The organism is Streptomyces sp. NPDC051909 (assembly GCF_040681095.1).
Lineage (GTDB): Bacteria > Actinomycetota > Actinomycetes > Streptomycetales > Streptomycetaceae > Streptomyces.
Genome location: NZ_JBFAYA010000001.1, coordinates 155,569 through 170,096 on the forward strand (window position 1 = coordinate 155,569; position 14,528 = coordinate 170,096).

Sequence of the window (14,528 nt, forward strand, 5' to 3'; positions counted from 1 at the left end):
CGGAGCACGATGCTTTGCCGCAAGTGCCCTCTTGACGGGCCCGCCGGATGGTAAGGAAAGCGACAGTCTTGGATCCGGGGGTTTCGGCGCGGGCTGTCGGGGCAGCGGGAGGGGACAGGAAGGCACCCCTCCGCTTGATCGTTCCAGTGATCGCCCCCGGTGATCGCTCCGGTGATTCCCCCCACGTCTGAAAGGCGCCGCCCGTGACGATCCAGGTCGACGAGGACCGGCAGGAACCATGGACCGTGCTGCGGATCAGCGGGGAGCTCGACCTCGTGACCTCCCCGCTGATCCGCAGACGCCTCCACGAGGCCGTGGCGGGCGGCCGCCACGACGTGGTCCTCGACCTCTCCGCGGTCCGCTTCTGCGACTCCAGCGGCGTCGGCGTGCTCGTCGCCGCCCGCCGTCTGATGCGCTCCTGCGGCGGCCGGCTCCGGCTGATCCTGCCCGCCCGCGGCGCGGAGGACGGCGCCCACGTCAACCGCGTGCTCGCCGCCCTCGGCGTCCGCCGCCTCTTCGAGGTGTACGCGGACGTCCCCGCCGCCCTCGACGACACGGCCGCGCCCCTGTCGGCCTGAGCGGCGGCGGGACGGGCTACGCGTATCGCTCGCGCAGCTTGTACTTGAGGACCTTCCGCAGCGTCTCGTTCCGCGGCAGCGCGTCCACCACCTCCAGCTGCTCCGGCAGTTTGAAGACGGACAGGCCGGCCGCGCGGAGGAAGGCGGTGACCTCCTCCAGGGTGAGCGGTGCGGCGTCCGCCGGCTGCTCGATCACCGCGCAGACCCGCTCGCCGCGTTCGGCGTCCGGCAGGCCGACGACGGCCGCGTCGCCGACGCCGGGGTGTTCGTGCAGCAGGTCCTCGATCTCTTTGGCGGAGATGTTCTCCCCCTTGCGGATGATGATGTCCTTCAGGCGGCCGGTCAGGACGAGGTGCCCGTCGGGCGTGAGGTGTCCGAGGTCGCCGGTGATGAGGAAGCCGTCCGCGTCGAAGGCGGCGGCGGTCTGGGCAGGGTCGAGGTAGCCGCGGCACACCGCCTCGCCGCGCAGCCGTATCTCGCCGCCCTCGGCGATCCGTATCCGCATCCCGGCGGGCGGCCGGCCCTCGGTGGTGGCCAGGTTCTCGGCGGTGTCGCCCGGGTCGCCCATGGTGATCATCGGGACCTCGGTCATGCCGTAGCCGTGGGTCAGTTGGCAGCCCAGCTCGCGGACCACCGCGTGGTAGACCTCCGGCGGCTTGGGGGCGCCGCCGCCCGCGAGCAGTCGCAGGGTGGGGATGATCGGCTCGCCCGGCCGCTTGCGCTGCTCGGCGAGGAACATCGAGTAGAAGGCGGTGGAGCCGCCGGCCACCGTGACGCCGTGCTTGCGGTACTCCTCCAGCGCGTCCGGCAGCGCGAACTGTTCGAACATGACCGCCGGGAACCCGTACAGCAGCAGCATGACCGTGTAGTCGGGGCCGGCGATGTGCGCGTACGGGAAGGCCATCGAGCCGACGTCGGTCTCGCTCAGGTGCAGCGCGTGGGCGAGGCAGGAGCCGCCCGCGATCAGCGAGCGGTCGGTGTGCAGCACGCCCTTGGGGTCCGAGGTGGTGCCCGAGGTCCAGTAGATCCACCGCACGTCGGTGCCGGAGGCGGGCGCGGGCGGCAGCACGGCCGGATCCCCCTCCGGCAGGCTCTCGTACGCCTCGAAGACCCCGCGCGCGCCGAGCCGGCGGGCCATCTCCGTGTGGTCGAAGCCCCGCCACACCCCGGGTACGGCGAAGAACTCGGCGCCGGACTCGCGCAGCGCGAAGCCGACCTCCTTGTCCCGGTAGAACGGGATGACCGGTGACTGCACGGCCCCGAGCCGGGCCAGCGCGAAGGACAACACCGCGGTCTCGATCCGGGTCGGCAGCTGCCAGGCCACCACGCTCCCGGCCCGCACCCCCATCCCGTACAGCCCGGCGGCACAGCGCTCGGCCCGCTCGCGCAGCTGCCCGAAGGTGAGCACCCGGTCCCCCTGGAGCAGGACGGGCCGGTCGGGGGTGAGCGCGGCGCGGCGGTCGACGAGCTCCCAGAGCGTGCGGGAGGCGCCCAGGGCGTGTGCGGTCTCGTTCATCCCGTACTCCTCATGACTGACGATCCGTCAGATAGTGCGGAGAGCGTAGAGGGCCGGTCCTTGTCGGTCCAGGGGTGCGGGGCTAGCCTGATGCCTGAGTCCGTATCTGACGGGTCATCAGAAACGCTTCGGGAATCTGGAGGGGTCATGACGGAACTGCCCCGCATCATCAGCGTCGACGACCACGTGATCGAACCCGCCCACCTCTTCGAGACCTGGCTCCCCGCGAAGTACCGGGACCGGGGGCCCAAGCCCCTCACCGCGGGCATCGGGGAGCTCGCGTACGTCGGCGGGAAGTACCAGATCACCATGGACCCCGACGGGCCGCCCACCGACTGGTGGATCTACGAGGACCTGAAGTTCCCGTACAAGCGCAACATCGCCGCCGTCGGCTTCGACCGGGACGACATGACCCTGGAGGGCATCACGAGGGAGGAGATGCGGCGCGGCTGCTGGGACCCGGCCGCGCGCCTGAAGGACATGGACCTCAACCACGTCGAGGCCTCGCTCTGCTTCCCCACCTTCCCGCGCTTCTGCGGGCAGACCTTCGCCGAGGCGAAGGACAAGGAGGTCGCGCTCGCCTGCGTCCGCGCCTACAACGACTGGATGGTCGAGGAGTGGTGCGGCGACAGCGGCGGCCGGCTCATCCCGCTGTGCATCATCCCGCTCTGGGACATCGACCTGGCCGTCGCCGAGATCCGGCGCAACGCCGAGCGCGGGGTCCGGGCCGTGACCTTCTCCGAGATCCCCACCCACCTCGGCCTGCCGTCGATCCACTCCGGCTACTGGGACCCCTTCTTCGCCGTGTGCCAGGAGACCGGGACCGTGGTCAACATGCACATCGGCTCCAGCAGCCAGATGCCCGCGGCCTCCCCCGACGCCCCGCCCGCCGTCCAGGCCTCGCTCAGCTTCAACAACGCGATGGCCTCGATGATGGACTTCCTGTTCAGCGGCGTGCTCGTGAAGTTCCCGACGCTCAAGCTCGCCTACAGCGAGGGCCAGATGGGCTGGATCCCGTACGCCCTGGAGCGCGCCGACGACGTGTGGGAGGAGCACCGGGCCTGGGGCGGGGTGCGCGGTCTGATCCCCGAGCCGCCGTCCACGTACTACTACCGGCAGATCTTCTGCTGCTTCTTCCGCGACAAGCACGGCATCGCGTCCCTGGACGTGGTCGGGCGCGACAACGCCACCTTCGAGACCGACTACCCGCACGTCGACTCCACCTTCCCGCACACCAAGGAGATCGCCCTCGACCACGTCAAGGGACTGGACGACGAGACCGTCTACAAACTGATGCGCGGAAACGCCATCCGCATGCTGGGTCTGGGCATCGTCTGATGGACCTCGCGTACACGGACGAGGAGGAGGAGTTCCGGGCGCGGCTGCGGGAGTGGCTGGCCCGCGAGCTGCCCAGGCTGCCCGCCAGGCCCGACCCGCTCGACTGGCCCGGCCGCCGCTCCTACGACTGCGGCTGGCAGCGCCGGCTCTACGACGCCGGGTACGGGCACGTCCACTGGGACGCCTCCCCGACCCAGCGGCTGATCTTCCTGGAGGAGACCGAACGGGCCGGGGCCCCGTACGTCGGCGCCAACTTCGTCGGCCTCCTCCACGCCGGACCGACCATCGCCGCCGAGGGCACGGCGGAGCAGAAGGCCCGCTGGCTGGAGCCGGTGCTGCGCGGCGACGAGGTGTGGTGCCAGGGCTTCAGCGAGCCCGAGGCCGGCTCCGACCTGGCCGCGCTGCGGACCAGGGCCGTACGGGACGGGGACGCGTACGTCGTCACCGGGCAGAAGATCTGGACCTCGCACGCCGAGGCGGCCGACTGGTGCGAACTCCTCGTACGGACCGACCCGGAGGCCCCGAAGCACCGTGGGATCAGCTGGCTCGCCATGCCCATGGACGCCCCCGGCGTCACCGTACGGCCGCTGCGCACCCTCGCCGGGTCCACCGAGTTCGCCGAGGTGTTCCTCGACGAGGTACGGGTGCCGGTGGCGAACCGGGTGGGGGAGGAGAACGACGGCTGGCGGGTCACCATGGTGACCCTGTCCTTCGAGCGCGGCACCGCCTTCGTCGGCGAGGTCGTCGCCTGCCGCCGCGTGCTCGGCGAACTCGCCCGCGAGGCACGCGGGAACGGGCGCTGGGACGACCCCGTCCTGCGCCGCCGGCTCGGCAGGCTGGGCGCCGAGTTCCAGGCCCTGTGGCGGCTCACCCAGTGGAACGTCAGCGAGGCCCAGGCCACCGGAGGCGTCCCCGGAGTCGGCGGATCCGTCTTCAAGCTGCGCTACTCGCACGCCCGTCAGGAGCTGTACGACACGGCCGCCGCCGTCCTCGGACCCGACGCGCTCGACCTCGGGCGCGACTGGAACCCGGACCGGCTGTCCTCGCTGTCGTACACGATCGCCGCGGGCACCTCCCAGATCCAGCGGAACATCGTCGCCGAGCGCATCCTCGGCCTGCCGAAGGGCCGGTGACCGGCACCGTGGACTTCCGACTCACCGAGGACCAGCGGGCGCTCAAGCGGGGTGTACGGGTGCTCCTCGACCGCCGTTTCGGGCGGGAGGCGCTCCGGGCGGCCGTCGACGGGGGCGGGGTGCTCGACCGCGCGTTGTGGCGGGAGCTCGGCGCGGCCGGGTTCTTCGCGCTGCGGCTGCCGGAGGCGGCGGGCGGGGTCGGGCTCGGACTGCCCGAGGCCGTGCTCCTCTTCGAGGAGGCCGGGCGGGCGCTGCTGCCCGGGCCGCTGATCGCCACGCACCTGGCGGCCGGCGAGGTGCCGGGGGCGGCGGAGGGGCAGGCCGTGGTCGCCGCGGCCGACGGAGAGCTCGTCGAGTGGCTGGACGCGGCCGACGTGGTGCTCGGTCCGGCCGAAGGGGCCTCTCCGATCCGGTCGGTCGATCCGCTGACGCCGCTGCACCGGCTGCCCGGAGGCGTCCCGCGGCCGGGGACGGCCGACCTGGTCTCCCTCCTCAGCGCCGCCGAACAGCTCGGCAGCGCGGGCCGTACGACCGAGCTGGCCGTCTCGTACGCCCGTACCCGGGAGCAGTTCGGGCGGCCCGTGGGCGGCTTCCAGGCGGTCAAGCACCTGTGCGCCGGGATGCTCGTACGGACGGAGCTCGCCCGCGCCGCCGTCTACGCGGCCGCCGTCACCGCCGACCCCGTCGAGATCGCCGGGGCCCGGCTGCTCGCCGACGAGGCCGCCGTGGCCGGCGCCCGTGACTGTCTCCAGGTGCACGGCGGGATGGGCTTCACCTGGGAGGCCGATGTGCATCTGCATCTGAAAAGGGCCTGGGTACGGGCCGAGCGCGGCCTCGGCGGGGCGGCGGCCGAGGAGCTGGTGGCGGCCCGGCTGTAGCGGCCGGCGTGTAGTGGCCGGGTCACTCAGCGTCGATACCGTGTTGTGTCCTTCGCGGGGCTCGTCACGCGCCGGAGTCGGCCGTCGGCTCCGGTACGCTCCGTGGGATGCGAGTGCTTGTGTGCCCGGATCGTGCCGGTGCCGCCGATGCGGTGGCTCCGGGCCGGGGAATGCCCGCCGTTCGCACAGGCCGGCGTGCCCCGCGTTCGACTCCTCGCGGAGTGCGTCGCACAGTATGGACCCTGCGTACTCCTTCGCGCTGGAATATGCCCGAAGCGCTTGTTGCCGTGACTGTACGTCAACCATGCTGTCCCACAAGGGAATCACGTTCCGTAAAGGTGTGTCCGCCGGTTCGGATGGTGTGAACGGTGCAGGTGCTTCAGGTGCAGTTGGAGGTCGGGCCCGACCCGGCCGAGGTGGGGCGCGCCAGGCGATGGGCGCGTTCGCGAATGGCCGGGTCGGGCATAGGGGAGGACGAGCCGCTGGCGGAGACGCTGGTGCTGCTCATCTCCGAGCTCGTGACCAACGCCGTGGTCCACACGGGGTGTCCGGCGGTGCTGCGGATGCTGTTCGGCGGGGGCGGGGTGCGGGTCGAGGTCGCCGACACGAGCGACCGGCCGCCGCGGCCCCGGCACGCGGAGGGCGAGGACACCAACGGGCGCGGCCTGGAGTTGGTGGACGGGCTCGCCGACCGGTGGGGCTGGCAGCGCGAGGGTGCCGGCAAGAGCATCTGGTGCGAGGTCGACCGCGCGCCGGCGGAGGACTCCGTCTCGCCGGTGTCACCCTCACGGGTGCGCTGTTGACGGTTCGTGGTGAATTGATCACCCTTGGGTGAGCGATTCGTTCTGTGAGGGGAGTCGAGGGGCCGCGCCGTGCCCCTCGACGGGCGCGGGTCGTGACGGGTGGCGGCTCTCGTGCCGTGCTCGGGGCGCGCGCGAGCGTGCCGCCACCCGCGGTCTTCCCGCTCTCGGCTTCTAGAACACCGCCACCGGTGCCACCGGTGTGCCCGTGCCGCCGACGAAGGGCTCGGGCATCGCGGAGAGCAGGAACGCGTGACGCCGCTCCTGTGCACAGGCTGTGGACAACTCTTCCAGGTTCCAGTTCTGGCCCTGCAGCATGCCCATCTCGACCAGGTCGAGCGCGTGCACCGGCAGCCACAGGTTCTCGATCTCCGGCGGGAAGATCTCGAAGGTGAGCGTGTCGTTGGCGACCGCCGCCACGTCCCGGGCGTGGAACCACTCGGGGGTGCGGACGGAGAGTCCGGGTGACGGGAAGGCGTAGCCGTGCCTGTCCCCGGCCAGATAGGCCTGGATCTGCCCGGTGCGTACGAGCACGACGTCCCCGGACCGTACGGTGACCCCGCCGAACTCCGCCGCCTCGTTGAGGTCCTCGGGCGTGACCGCGTGGTCCCCGGGCAGGCGGTCCACCCCCTTGGCCGCCGCCACGTCGAGCAGCACCCCGCGGCTCACGACGTGCCGGGCGGTGTGGATGCCGCTGAACTCCGCGCGCCCGTGCGCGGTGACGGTGGCGGCGGGGCGCCCGTTGTAGATCCGGCCCGAGTGCGAGGCGTGCGTGAGCGCGTCCCAGTGGGTGCCGGCCTGCAGGCCCATGGTCACCGCGTCGTCGCTGGTGGCGACGGTGCCGGGGCCGAAGAGCTCCTGGTTGACCTGCACCATGACGTGCAGCGGGTTGACCCGGCCCGGGATCATGCCGGTCTGCACGCCGTCCTGCTTCAGGTCGACGGCGAGCGGGACGCGCCGGCCGGTCCGGACGGTCGCGGCCGCGTTCCGCACCACCTCGTCGGTGATCAGGTTGAGCGTGCCGATCTCGTCGTCGCGACCCCAACGCCCCCAGTTGTTCACGCGCTTGGCGATGTCGTGGAACTCGACGGGAAGTGACATCAGGCGCCTCCGAGGTCTTGTTCTCCGGTATCCGACGGGTCGTAGAATCCCGCTGACGCACGAATCTAACGGACCGTCAGAAATTGCGGGAAGGGGCCGGGCGTGGGGAACTTCTTGGCAGGGAAGGTCGTCGCCGTCACGGGCGCCGGGCGGGGGATCGGCCGCGCGGTCGCCCTCGCCTGCGCCGCCGAGGGCGCGAAGGTCGTCGTCAACGACTACGGGGTCTCCATCGAGGGCGGCGAGCCGACGAGCGAGGTCGCCGAGGCCGTCGTCAAGGAGATCGAGACGGCGGGCGGCGCGGCGGTCGCCGTCGCCGACGACATCTCGACGATGGCGGGCGGCCAGCGCCTGGTCGACGTGGCGCTCGCCGAGTACGGGCGCATCGACGGCGTCGTGTGCGTGGCCGGCATCCTGCGCGAGCGGATGCTCTTCAACATGTCCGAGGAGGAGTGGGACCCCGTCGTCGCCACCCACCTCAAGGGCACCTTCACCGTCTTCCGGGCCGCCGCCGCCGTGATGCGCCGCCAGGGCTCGGGCACCCTCGTCGGCTTCACCAGCGGCAACCACGCGGGTTCGGTGGCCCAGGCCAACTACTCGGCCGCCAAGGGCGGCATCATCTCGCTCGTCCGCAGCGCCGCCCTCGGCCTGCACAAGTACGGCGTCACGGCCAACGCCGTCGCCCCGGTGGCCCGCACTCGCATGTCCGCCAACGTCCCCATGGAGCTGAAGGAGATCGGCGAGCCCGAGGACGTCGCCGCGCTCGTCGTCTACCTGCTCTCCGACCGCGCCAAGGCCGAGCGGATCACCGGACAGGTCTACACGATCGCCGGCCCCAAGATCGCCGTCTGGGCCCAGCCGCGAGAGCTGCGGGCCGGATACGCGGAGGGCGGGGCGTGGACCCCGGACCGCATCGCCGACTTCCTGCCGGGCACGGTCGGCATCGACCCGATGCCGATGCTCCGGCAGCTGGAGGAGATGGCCCGCGCGGCGGCGCGGGGCTCGCGCCCGAACGCGTAGGGGGCGCGGTGGCGCATGGCCCCCGGCCGCGGCCGGGCCGTCCGCGGCGATCCGGACCGGGGCGCATGCCCCAGGTCCCGCCAGTCTCGTCAGAGTGTCAGGAAGGGGCGGGGTGGGGGAGTTCCCCGAACCCCGCCCACGACGGAGGTGCATGCTCATGAGAGGCGTCGTCTTCGACGGCAAGGAGGTCCGGGTCGTCGACGACCTGGAGGTCCGCGAGCCCGGTCCGGGCGAGGTCCTTGTCGGGGTCCGGGCCGCCGGGCTGTGTCACAGCGATCTGGCCGTCGTGGACGGGACCATTCCCTTCCCCGCGCCCGTCGTCCTCGGCCACGAGGGCGCCGGGGTCGTCGAGGCCGTCGGCCCCGGCGTCACGCACGTCGCGGCCGGCGACCACGTCGCCCTGTCCACGCTCGCCAACTGCGGCGCCTGCGCCGACTGCGACCGCGGCCGCCCCACCATGTGCCGCAAGGCCATCGGCAGGCCCGGCCGGCCCTTCTCGCGGGCCGGCAACCCCCTCTTCCAGTTCGCCTCCAACTCCTCCTTCGCCGAGCGGACCGTCGTCAAGGCCGTCCAGGCGGTCAGGATCCCGGAGGACATCCCGCTGACCTCCGCCGCCCTCATGGGCTGCGGCGTCCTGACCGGCGTCGGCGCCGTCCTCAACCGGGCGAAGGTGGCGCACGGCGAGACCGTCGTCGTCATCGGCACCGGCGGCATCGGCCTCAACGTGATCCAGGGCGCGCGGATCGCCGGCGCGGGCACGATCGTCGCCGTCGACACCAACCCGGCCAAGGAGGACCCGGCCCTGCGCTTCGGCGCCACGCACTTCCTCACCTCGACGGACGAGGTACGGGAGGTGCTTCCCACCGGCGCCGACCACGTCTTCGAGTGCGTCGGCCACACCGGACTCGTCCGCACCGCGATCGACCTGCTCGACCGGCACGGCCAGGCGATCCTGCTCGGGATGACCGCGCCCGCCGCCGAGGCGAGCTTCCCGCCCGCCGCGATGTTCCTGGACAAGTCGATCCTCGGCTGCCGCTACGGCTCCTCGCGTCCCCAGAAGGACATCGCGCTGTACGCCGAGCTCTACCGCTCCGGCCGGCTCCTGCTCGACGAACTCGTCACCGCCACCTACCCGGTGGAGGAGTTCGCGCGGGCCGCGGAGGACGCCGAGCAGGGGAAGGTGGCCAGGGGCGTGCTCACCTTCTGAGCCTCACGGACCCGCGGGCTCAGGCCGCCGGCGCACCCGCCGTCGCCGTACGGAAGGTGCGCCGGTACGCCGTCGGCGTGACCCCGATCGCCGCCTGGAGGTGCGTCCGCAGCGACTGGGCGGTGCCGAAGCCGGCGTCACGGGCGATCTGGTCGACCGGCAGGTCCGTGGACTCCAGCAGGTGCCGGGCGCGCTCCACCCGCTGCTGGGTGAGCCACTGGCCGGGGCTGACGCCGACCTCCTCGCGGAAGCGGCGGGTGAAGGTCCGTACGCTCATCGACTCCCGTACGGCCAGGTCGCGCAGTTGGATCGGCTCGTGCAGGTGGGCGAGGGCCCAGGCCCGGGCGGCGGTCGTGGTCGAGCTCCCCGGCTCGGGCACGGGCCGCGCGATGTACTGCGCCTGCCCGCCGTCCCGGTGCGGCGGCACCACCGTGCGCCGGGCCACCTCGTTGGCGACGGCCGTGCCGTGGTCGCGGCGCACGATGTGCAGGCACAGGTCGATCCCGGCGGCCACCCCGGCCGAGGTCAGCACGTCCCCGTCGTCCACGAACAGCACGTCCGCGTCGACCCGCACCTTCGGGAAGATCCGCTGGAAGTGCTCGGCGGAGGCCCAGTGCGTGGTCGCCGGGCGCCCGTCGAGGAACCCGGCCGCGGCGAGCACGTACCCGCCGGTGCAGATGGAGACCAGGCGCGTGCCGGGCCGGATCCGCGCGAGCGCGGCGGCCAGCTCGTCGGTGAGCCGCCCCTCCTCGTACACCGGCCCCAGCTCGTACGAGGCGGGCACGACCACCGTGTCGGCGGTGGCCAGCGCCTCCGGGCCGTGCTCGACGTGGATGGCGAAGTCGGCGTCCGTCCGGACCGGGCCGGGGACCGGGGCGCAGGTGACGATCTCGTACAGCGGCCGGCCCTCCGGGTCCTTGGCGCGGCCGAAGATCCGGTGCGGGATGCCAAGTTCGAAGGGCAGCAGCCCGGGCAGGGCGAGGACGGCGACGCGGTGCGCCCGCATGGCGAGCTCCCTCCGGAAAGCGGTTGCGTAAAGCAGTGGTGGTCCAGACCACCTTGCTGGTACGTGTGTGTGTTCGTGACGGACAACACGTTCAAGGACAACACGTTCAAGGCCAACACGTACAAGTCTGGGACCACCGAGCGGATTCCCGAAGCGGCCTCTGCCGCGGCGGGGCCGCCCGCGCTCTGGAACCGCGACTTCCGGCTCTTCTTCGTCGCCCGCGCCGTCGCCGTCCTCGGCGAGGGCATGGTCCCGGTCGCCTTCGCGGCCGGACTCATCGGCGCCGGCCACTCCGGCTCCTCCGTCGGCTACGCGCTCGGCCTGTGGACGGCGGCCTTCGCCGTCTTCGTGCTGTTCGGCGGGGTCCTCGCGGACCGCTTCACCGCCCGCCGGATGATGGTCATCGCCGATCTGCTGCGCCTCCCCGGGGCGCTGCTCCTCGCGGTCGCCTTCGCGCTCGGCAGCCCGCCGCTGTGGGCGGTGTACGTGCTGTCCGCCGTCGCCGGCGTCGGCGCCGCGCTGTTCCAGCCGGGCGTCGCGTCCACCATCCCGCGCATCGCGCCCGACGTGCAGCGCGCCAACGCCGTGCTGCGGGTCGTCGAGGCGCTGATGACCATGGCGGGACCGGCCCTCGCCGGTCTGCTCGTCGCGCTCTGGAACGCGGGCGCGGCCTTCGCCGTCAACGCCTCCACCTTCGCCGTCAGCGCCGTCTGCTTCGTCCTGCTGCGCGTTTCCCCGGTGCCGTCCGACGCCGCCCCGCGCGGCTCGCTGCTCTCCGAAATGGCCCTCGGGTGGCGGGAGTTCCGGGCCCGGAGCTGGCTGTGGGGGGTCATCGCGATCTGGACGGTGTACGGCCTGACGGTCGCCGGGCCGATGGTGCCGCTCACCGCGAGCCTGATCACCGAGGAGTACGGCTCCGCCACCTACGGCGTGCTGATGGCCGTCAACGGCGCGGGCAGCGCCGCCGGCGGCCTCCTCGCGCTCCGGCTGCGGCCGGTGCGCCCGCTCGCGGCCGGCGCGGTGGCGCTGCTCGGCCTGCCGGTGAACCTGCTGCTGCTCGGGATCGGGGCGCCGGTGGCGTGGCTGCACTCGGGCGCGTTCCTGGCGGGTGCGGCCTTCGCGTTCTGGCTGGTGATGTGGTCGACCTCGGTGCAGACCCATGTGCCGCAGGACGCGCTGAACCGGATGCACGCGTACGACGTGGCCGGATCCCTGCTGATGATGGGCGTGGGCCGGGCGCTCTCGGGTCCGGTGGCGGCGGTGGTGGGAGCGGAGCGGGTGCTGGTGGTGGGGGCGGGGATCGCGGTGCTCGTGGTGGCGGCGCTGCTGGTGGTGCGCCCGATCAGGACGCTGCCGCGCGTCTGAGTGGCCCGATCCCTAGGCCCGATCGTTTGGCCCGATCCTTTGGAAAGCTGTCATTCGGGCCAATGGCGGGAGCGGGGGTCCGCTCGGGATGCTGGTGACGTGACCCAGACAACCGAGCCCCTTGCCGCCTCAGTCCGCCCGCCGGTCCGCACCCCTCGTATCCACCGCGCATGGTTCGTCGCGGCCGTCACCTTCGTCACGATCATCGGCGCGGCGGCCTTCGCCTCGCTCCCCGGACTGCTCATCGAGCCGCTGCACGGCGAGTTCCACTGGTCGCGGGGCACGATCGGCTTCGCGGTGTCGGTGAACCTCGCGCTGTACGGCCTGACGGCGCCGTTCGCCGCCGCGCTCATGGACCGCTTCGGCATCCGCCGGGTCGTCGCCGTGGCGCTCACGGTCATCGCGGCCGGCTCACTGCTGACCGTCTGGATGACGGCGGCCTGGCAGCTGATCCTCTTCTGGGGCGTCCTGGTGGGCCTCGGCAGCGGCTCCATGGCGCTCGCCTTCGCCGCGACCGTCACCAACCGCTGGTTCACCGCCCGGCGCGGTCTGGTCACCGGCATCCTGACGGCGGCGGGAGCCTCCGGCCAGCTGATCTTCCTGCCGCTCCTCTCCTGGCTGGTCGAGCACCACGGCTGGCGCCCGGCCGCCGTGACCGTGGCGCTCGCCGCGCTCGCCGTCGTCCCGTTCGTCTGGCTGCTGCTCCGCGACCACCCGGCGGACGTCGGGCTCGCCCCGTACGGCGGGGAGTACGCCGAGAAGCCCGCGCCCGTCACCGGAGCCGCCCGCCGCGCGGTCACCGTCCTCTTCAAGGCGGCCCGCACCGGCCCCTTCTGGCTGCTCGCCGGCACCTTCGCGATCTGCGGCGCCTCGACGAACGGCCTGGTCAAGACCCACTTCGTGCCCGCCGCCCACGACCACGGCATGCCGGTGACGGCGGCCGCCGGACTCCTCGCGGTGATCGGCGTCTTCGACGTCGTCGGCACGGTCGCCTCCGGCTGGTTCACCGACCGCTTCGAGGCGCGCCGCCTGCTCGCCGTCTACTACGCGCTGCGCGGCATCTCGCTGCTCTTCCTCCCGATGCTGCTCGCGCCCGCCGTGCACCCGCCGATGCTCTTCTTCATCGTCTTCTACGGCCTCGACTGGGTCGCCACCGTCCCGCCCACCATCGCGCTGTGCCGCGAGCACTACGGCGAGGACAGCGCCATCGTCTTCGGCTGGGTCCTCGCCTCCCACCAGGTCGGCGCCGCCGTCATCGCCTTCGCGGGCGGCCTGGCCCGCGACCTCTTCGGCTCCTACGACATCGTCTGGTACGCCTCGGGCGCGCTCTGCGCGGCGGCGGCCCTGATGGCGCTGGTGATCCGGCGCAGGCCGGTGGGCGCCATGGCGTAGGCTGCGGTGCCGGAGGGGATTTGAATGCGTTCAGAACAGGAAGACCGCACGTTCTGGCGGATGCTCCGGGTCTCGATGCTCGTGCTGTTCCTGGAAGCGGCGCTCGCGCTGGTCCTGGGGGTGGTGTTCGGCGAGACCCGGGAGCCCGAGCCGGGGGAGGAGGGGATCAGCGCGTGGTCGTTCGTGTTCTTCCCGTTCTTCACGGTGTTCGCGCTGCTGGCCACGGCCGCGGTGTCGGCGGCTGTGGTGGCGCCGTCCGTGCTGCTCGGCGAGGCCGCCGGGCGCCGGGCCGGGGGCCGGGCCGGGGGGCAGGTCGGGGGCCGGCCGCTCGGGTGGCAGCTGCTCCTGACGGGCGTCGCGTGCGTGCTCCTCTGGCCGTTCGCCGGATGGCGCGGCTGGCTGGTGGCGTGGGCGTGCCTGGGCGTGGCGACGGCCGTGGCCCGGCACGCGCGGCGGGGGTACTTCGTGCGGGTGCTGGTGTGGGGGACGCTCGTGATCCTCGCCGTGTTCGGCCTCGGCGGCATCGGTCTGTGGGCGGGCGTCATCGACTCCTGACGGCGTCAGCTCTCGAAGCGCCCGAAGCGGCCCCGGTGGAAGAGCAGCGGCTCGCCCTCCTCGTCCGTAGCGCCCAGGGACTCCACCCGGCCCACGACGAGCAGGTGGTCGCCGCCCGGGTGGACCGCCGCGATCGTGCAGTCCACCCAGGCCGGGGCGTCCGGCAGACGGGGTGAGCCGGTGGTCGGGGCCGGGGTCCACGGCACGCCCGCGAACTTGTCCGCGCCGCTCACCGCGAAGGCGCGGCACAGTTCGGCCTGCCCCGCGCCGAGGATGTTCACGCAGAAGCGGCCCGCGCGGGCGATCCGGGGCCAGGTGGTCGACGTGCGGGCGACCATGAAGACGACCAGGGGCGGGTCGAGCGACAGCGAGGAGAAGGACTGACAGGCGAAGCCTGTCGGGCCGCCCTCGTCCAGGGCCGTCACGATCGTGACACCGGTCGCGAAGTGCCCGAGGACGCGCCGGAACCCGCCCGGATCGACGGGCATCCGCTCGTCGTCCCGAACCGCCCGGAGCGCCGGGCGGGGCAGTGGCTCCACGGCCGTGGGCGCTCCGGCCGACCTGAGGTATCGGACGGCGGTGGCCGCCATCCCAGCGTGTCCCATCATGTCCGCCATTGAAGCTGACGCATCGTCAGATGAG

General features: G+C 72.7%; 14 protein-coding genes. 10 read left to right on the top strand and 4 right to left on the bottom strand.

Annotation, left to right across the window (positions count from 1 at the left end; all coding sequences use genetic code 11):
- The first annotated feature begins 203 nt into the window (after nucleotides 1-203).
- Nucleotides 204-578, top strand: coding sequence for an STAS domain-containing protein (locus AB0M18_RS00815; protein WP_265863861.1), 375 nt, complete (start codon nucleotides 204-206; stop codon nucleotides 576-578).
- A gap of 16 nt (nucleotides 579-594) precedes the next feature.
- Here the strand turns inward: AB0M18_RS00815 and AB0M18_RS00820 are convergent, their stop codons facing one another.
- Complete coding sequence (locus AB0M18_RS00820; RefSeq protein WP_365754374.1) at nucleotides 595-2,094, bottom strand: AMP-binding protein; 1,500 nt, start codon at nucleotides 2,092-2,094, stop codon at nucleotides 595-597.
- A 147-nt stretch (nucleotides 2,095-2,241) separates the two neighbouring features.
- Between AB0M18_RS00820 and AB0M18_RS00825 the strand changes: the two genes are divergently transcribed.
- The 4 genes from AB0M18_RS00825 to AB0M18_RS00840 all read left to right on the top strand — a co-directional run bounded on the left by AB0M18_RS00825 (nucleotide 2,242) and on the right by AB0M18_RS00840 (nucleotide 6,246).
- On the top strand, nucleotides 2,242-3,432 hold the full coding sequence (locus AB0M18_RS00825) for an amidohydrolase family protein (RefSeq protein WP_365754375.1): 1,191 nt from the start codon (nucleotides 2,242-2,244) through the stop codon (nucleotides 3,430-3,432).
- On the top strand, nucleotides 3,432-4,565 hold the full coding sequence (locus AB0M18_RS00830) for an acyl-CoA dehydrogenase family protein (RefSeq protein WP_365754377.1): 1,134 nt from the start codon (nucleotides 3,432-3,434) through the stop codon (nucleotides 4,563-4,565). The genes AB0M18_RS00825 and AB0M18_RS00830 overlap by 1 nt, the downstream gene beginning before the upstream one ends.
- 8 nt (nucleotides 4,566-4,573) lie before the next feature.
- Nucleotides 4,574-5,443: an acyl-CoA dehydrogenase family protein gene (locus tag AB0M18_RS00835; protein WP_365755010.1), complete on the top strand. Its 870-nt coding sequence runs from the start codon at nucleotides 4,574-4,576 to the stop codon at nucleotides 5,441-5,443.
- Between the two features lie 368 nt (nucleotides 5,444-5,811).
- Entirely contained in the window at nucleotides 5,812-6,246 is a 435-nt protein-coding gene (locus AB0M18_RS00840; protein ID WP_365754379.1) for an ATP-binding protein, read from the top strand.
- 171 nt (nucleotides 6,247-6,417) lie between these two features.
- On the opposite strand, the gene AB0M18_RS00845 is transcribed toward AB0M18_RS00840, so the two are convergent.
- Nucleotides 6,418-7,344, bottom strand: coding sequence for a cyclase family protein (locus AB0M18_RS00845; RefSeq protein ID WP_365754381.1), 927 nt, complete (start codon nucleotides 7,342-7,344; stop codon nucleotides 6,418-6,420).
- 102 nt (nucleotides 7,345-7,446) lie between these two features.
- On the opposite strand from AB0M18_RS00845, the gene AB0M18_RS00850 reads away from it, so the two are divergent.
- Nucleotides 7,447-8,361: an SDR family oxidoreductase gene (locus tag AB0M18_RS00850; RefSeq protein WP_365754382.1), complete on the top strand. Its 915-nt coding sequence runs from the start codon at nucleotides 7,447-7,449 to the stop codon at nucleotides 8,359-8,361.
- Between the two features lie 157 nt (nucleotides 8,362-8,518).
- Nucleotides 8,519-9,568, top strand: coding sequence for a Zn-dependent alcohol dehydrogenase (locus AB0M18_RS00855; protein ID WP_365754384.1), 1,050 nt, complete (start codon nucleotides 8,519-8,521; stop codon nucleotides 9,566-9,568).
- 19 nt (nucleotides 9,569-9,587) lie between these two features.
- Here the strand turns inward: AB0M18_RS00855 and AB0M18_RS00860 are convergent, their stop codons facing one another.
- On the bottom strand, nucleotides 9,588-10,574 hold the full coding sequence (locus AB0M18_RS00860; RefSeq protein ID WP_365754386.1) for a helix-turn-helix domain-containing protein: 987 nt from the start codon (nucleotides 10,572-10,574) through the stop codon (nucleotides 9,588-9,590).
- Nucleotides 10,575-10,718: 144 nt separating this feature from the next.
- On the opposite strand from AB0M18_RS00860, the gene AB0M18_RS00865 reads away from it, so the two are divergent.
- From AB0M18_RS00865 to AB0M18_RS00875, 3 genes are all read left to right on the top strand, one after another.
- Nucleotides 10,719-11,939 carry an MFS transporter gene (locus tag AB0M18_RS00865; RefSeq protein ID WP_365755012.1) on the top strand — a complete coding sequence of 407 codons (1,221 nt, stop codon included), beginning with the start codon at nucleotides 10,719-10,721 and terminating at the stop codon, nucleotides 11,937-11,939.
- Between the two features lie 99 nt (nucleotides 11,940-12,038).
- The gene (locus tag AB0M18_RS00870) at nucleotides 12,039-13,331 is read left to right on the top strand and encodes an MFS transporter (protein WP_365754388.1); all 1,293 of its coding nucleotides are present in this window, start codon (nucleotides 12,039-12,041) and stop codon (nucleotides 13,329-13,331) included.
- A gap of 24 nt (nucleotides 13,332-13,355) precedes the next feature.
- Complete coding sequence (locus tag AB0M18_RS00875) at nucleotides 13,356-13,886, top strand: hypothetical protein (protein WP_365754390.1); 531 nt, start codon at nucleotides 13,356-13,358, stop codon at nucleotides 13,884-13,886.
- A 5-nt stretch (nucleotides 13,887-13,891) separates the two neighbouring features.
- Here AB0M18_RS00875 and AB0M18_RS00880 read toward each other — a convergent pair whose 3' ends face one another.
- The gene (locus AB0M18_RS00880; RefSeq protein WP_365754391.1) at nucleotides 13,892-14,494 is read right to left on the bottom strand and encodes a flavin reductase family protein; all 603 of its coding nucleotides are present in this window, start codon (nucleotides 14,492-14,494) and stop codon (nucleotides 13,892-13,894) included.
- Nucleotides 14,495-14,528 lie beyond the last annotated feature (34 nt).

Excerpts from the sequence above, each read along its gene's own strand:
- AB0M18_RS00820 (WP_365754374.1), bottom strand. The coding sequence starts at position 2,094 with ATGAACGAGACCGCACACGCCCTGGGCGCCTCCCGCACGCTCTGGGAG.
- AB0M18_RS00825 (WP_365754375.1), top strand. The coding sequence starts at position 2,242 with ATGACGGAACTGCCCCGCATCATCAGCGTCGACGACCACGTGATCGAA.
- AB0M18_RS00830 (WP_365754377.1), top strand. The coding sequence starts at position 3,432 with ATGGACCTCGCGTACACGGACGAGGAGGAGGAGTTCCGGGCGCGGCTG.
- AB0M18_RS00845 (WP_365754381.1), bottom strand. The coding sequence starts at position 7,344 with ATGTCACTTCCCGTCGAGTTCCACGACATCGCCAAGCGCGTGAACAAC.
- AB0M18_RS00855 (WP_365754384.1), top strand. The coding sequence starts at position 8,519 with ATGAGAGGCGTCGTCTTCGACGGCAAGGAGGTCCGGGTCGTCGACGAC.
- AB0M18_RS00860 (WP_365754386.1), bottom strand. The coding sequence starts at position 10,574 with ATGCGGGCGCACCGCGTCGCCGTCCTCGCCCTGCCCGGGCTGCTGCCC.
- AB0M18_RS00875 (WP_365754390.1), top strand. The coding sequence starts at position 13,356 with ATGCGTTCAGAACAGGAAGACCGCACGTTCTGGCGGATGCTCCGGGTC.
- AB0M18_RS00880 (WP_365754391.1), bottom strand. The coding sequence starts at position 14,494 with ATGATGGGACACGCTGGGATGGCGGCCACCGCCGTCCGATACCTCAGG.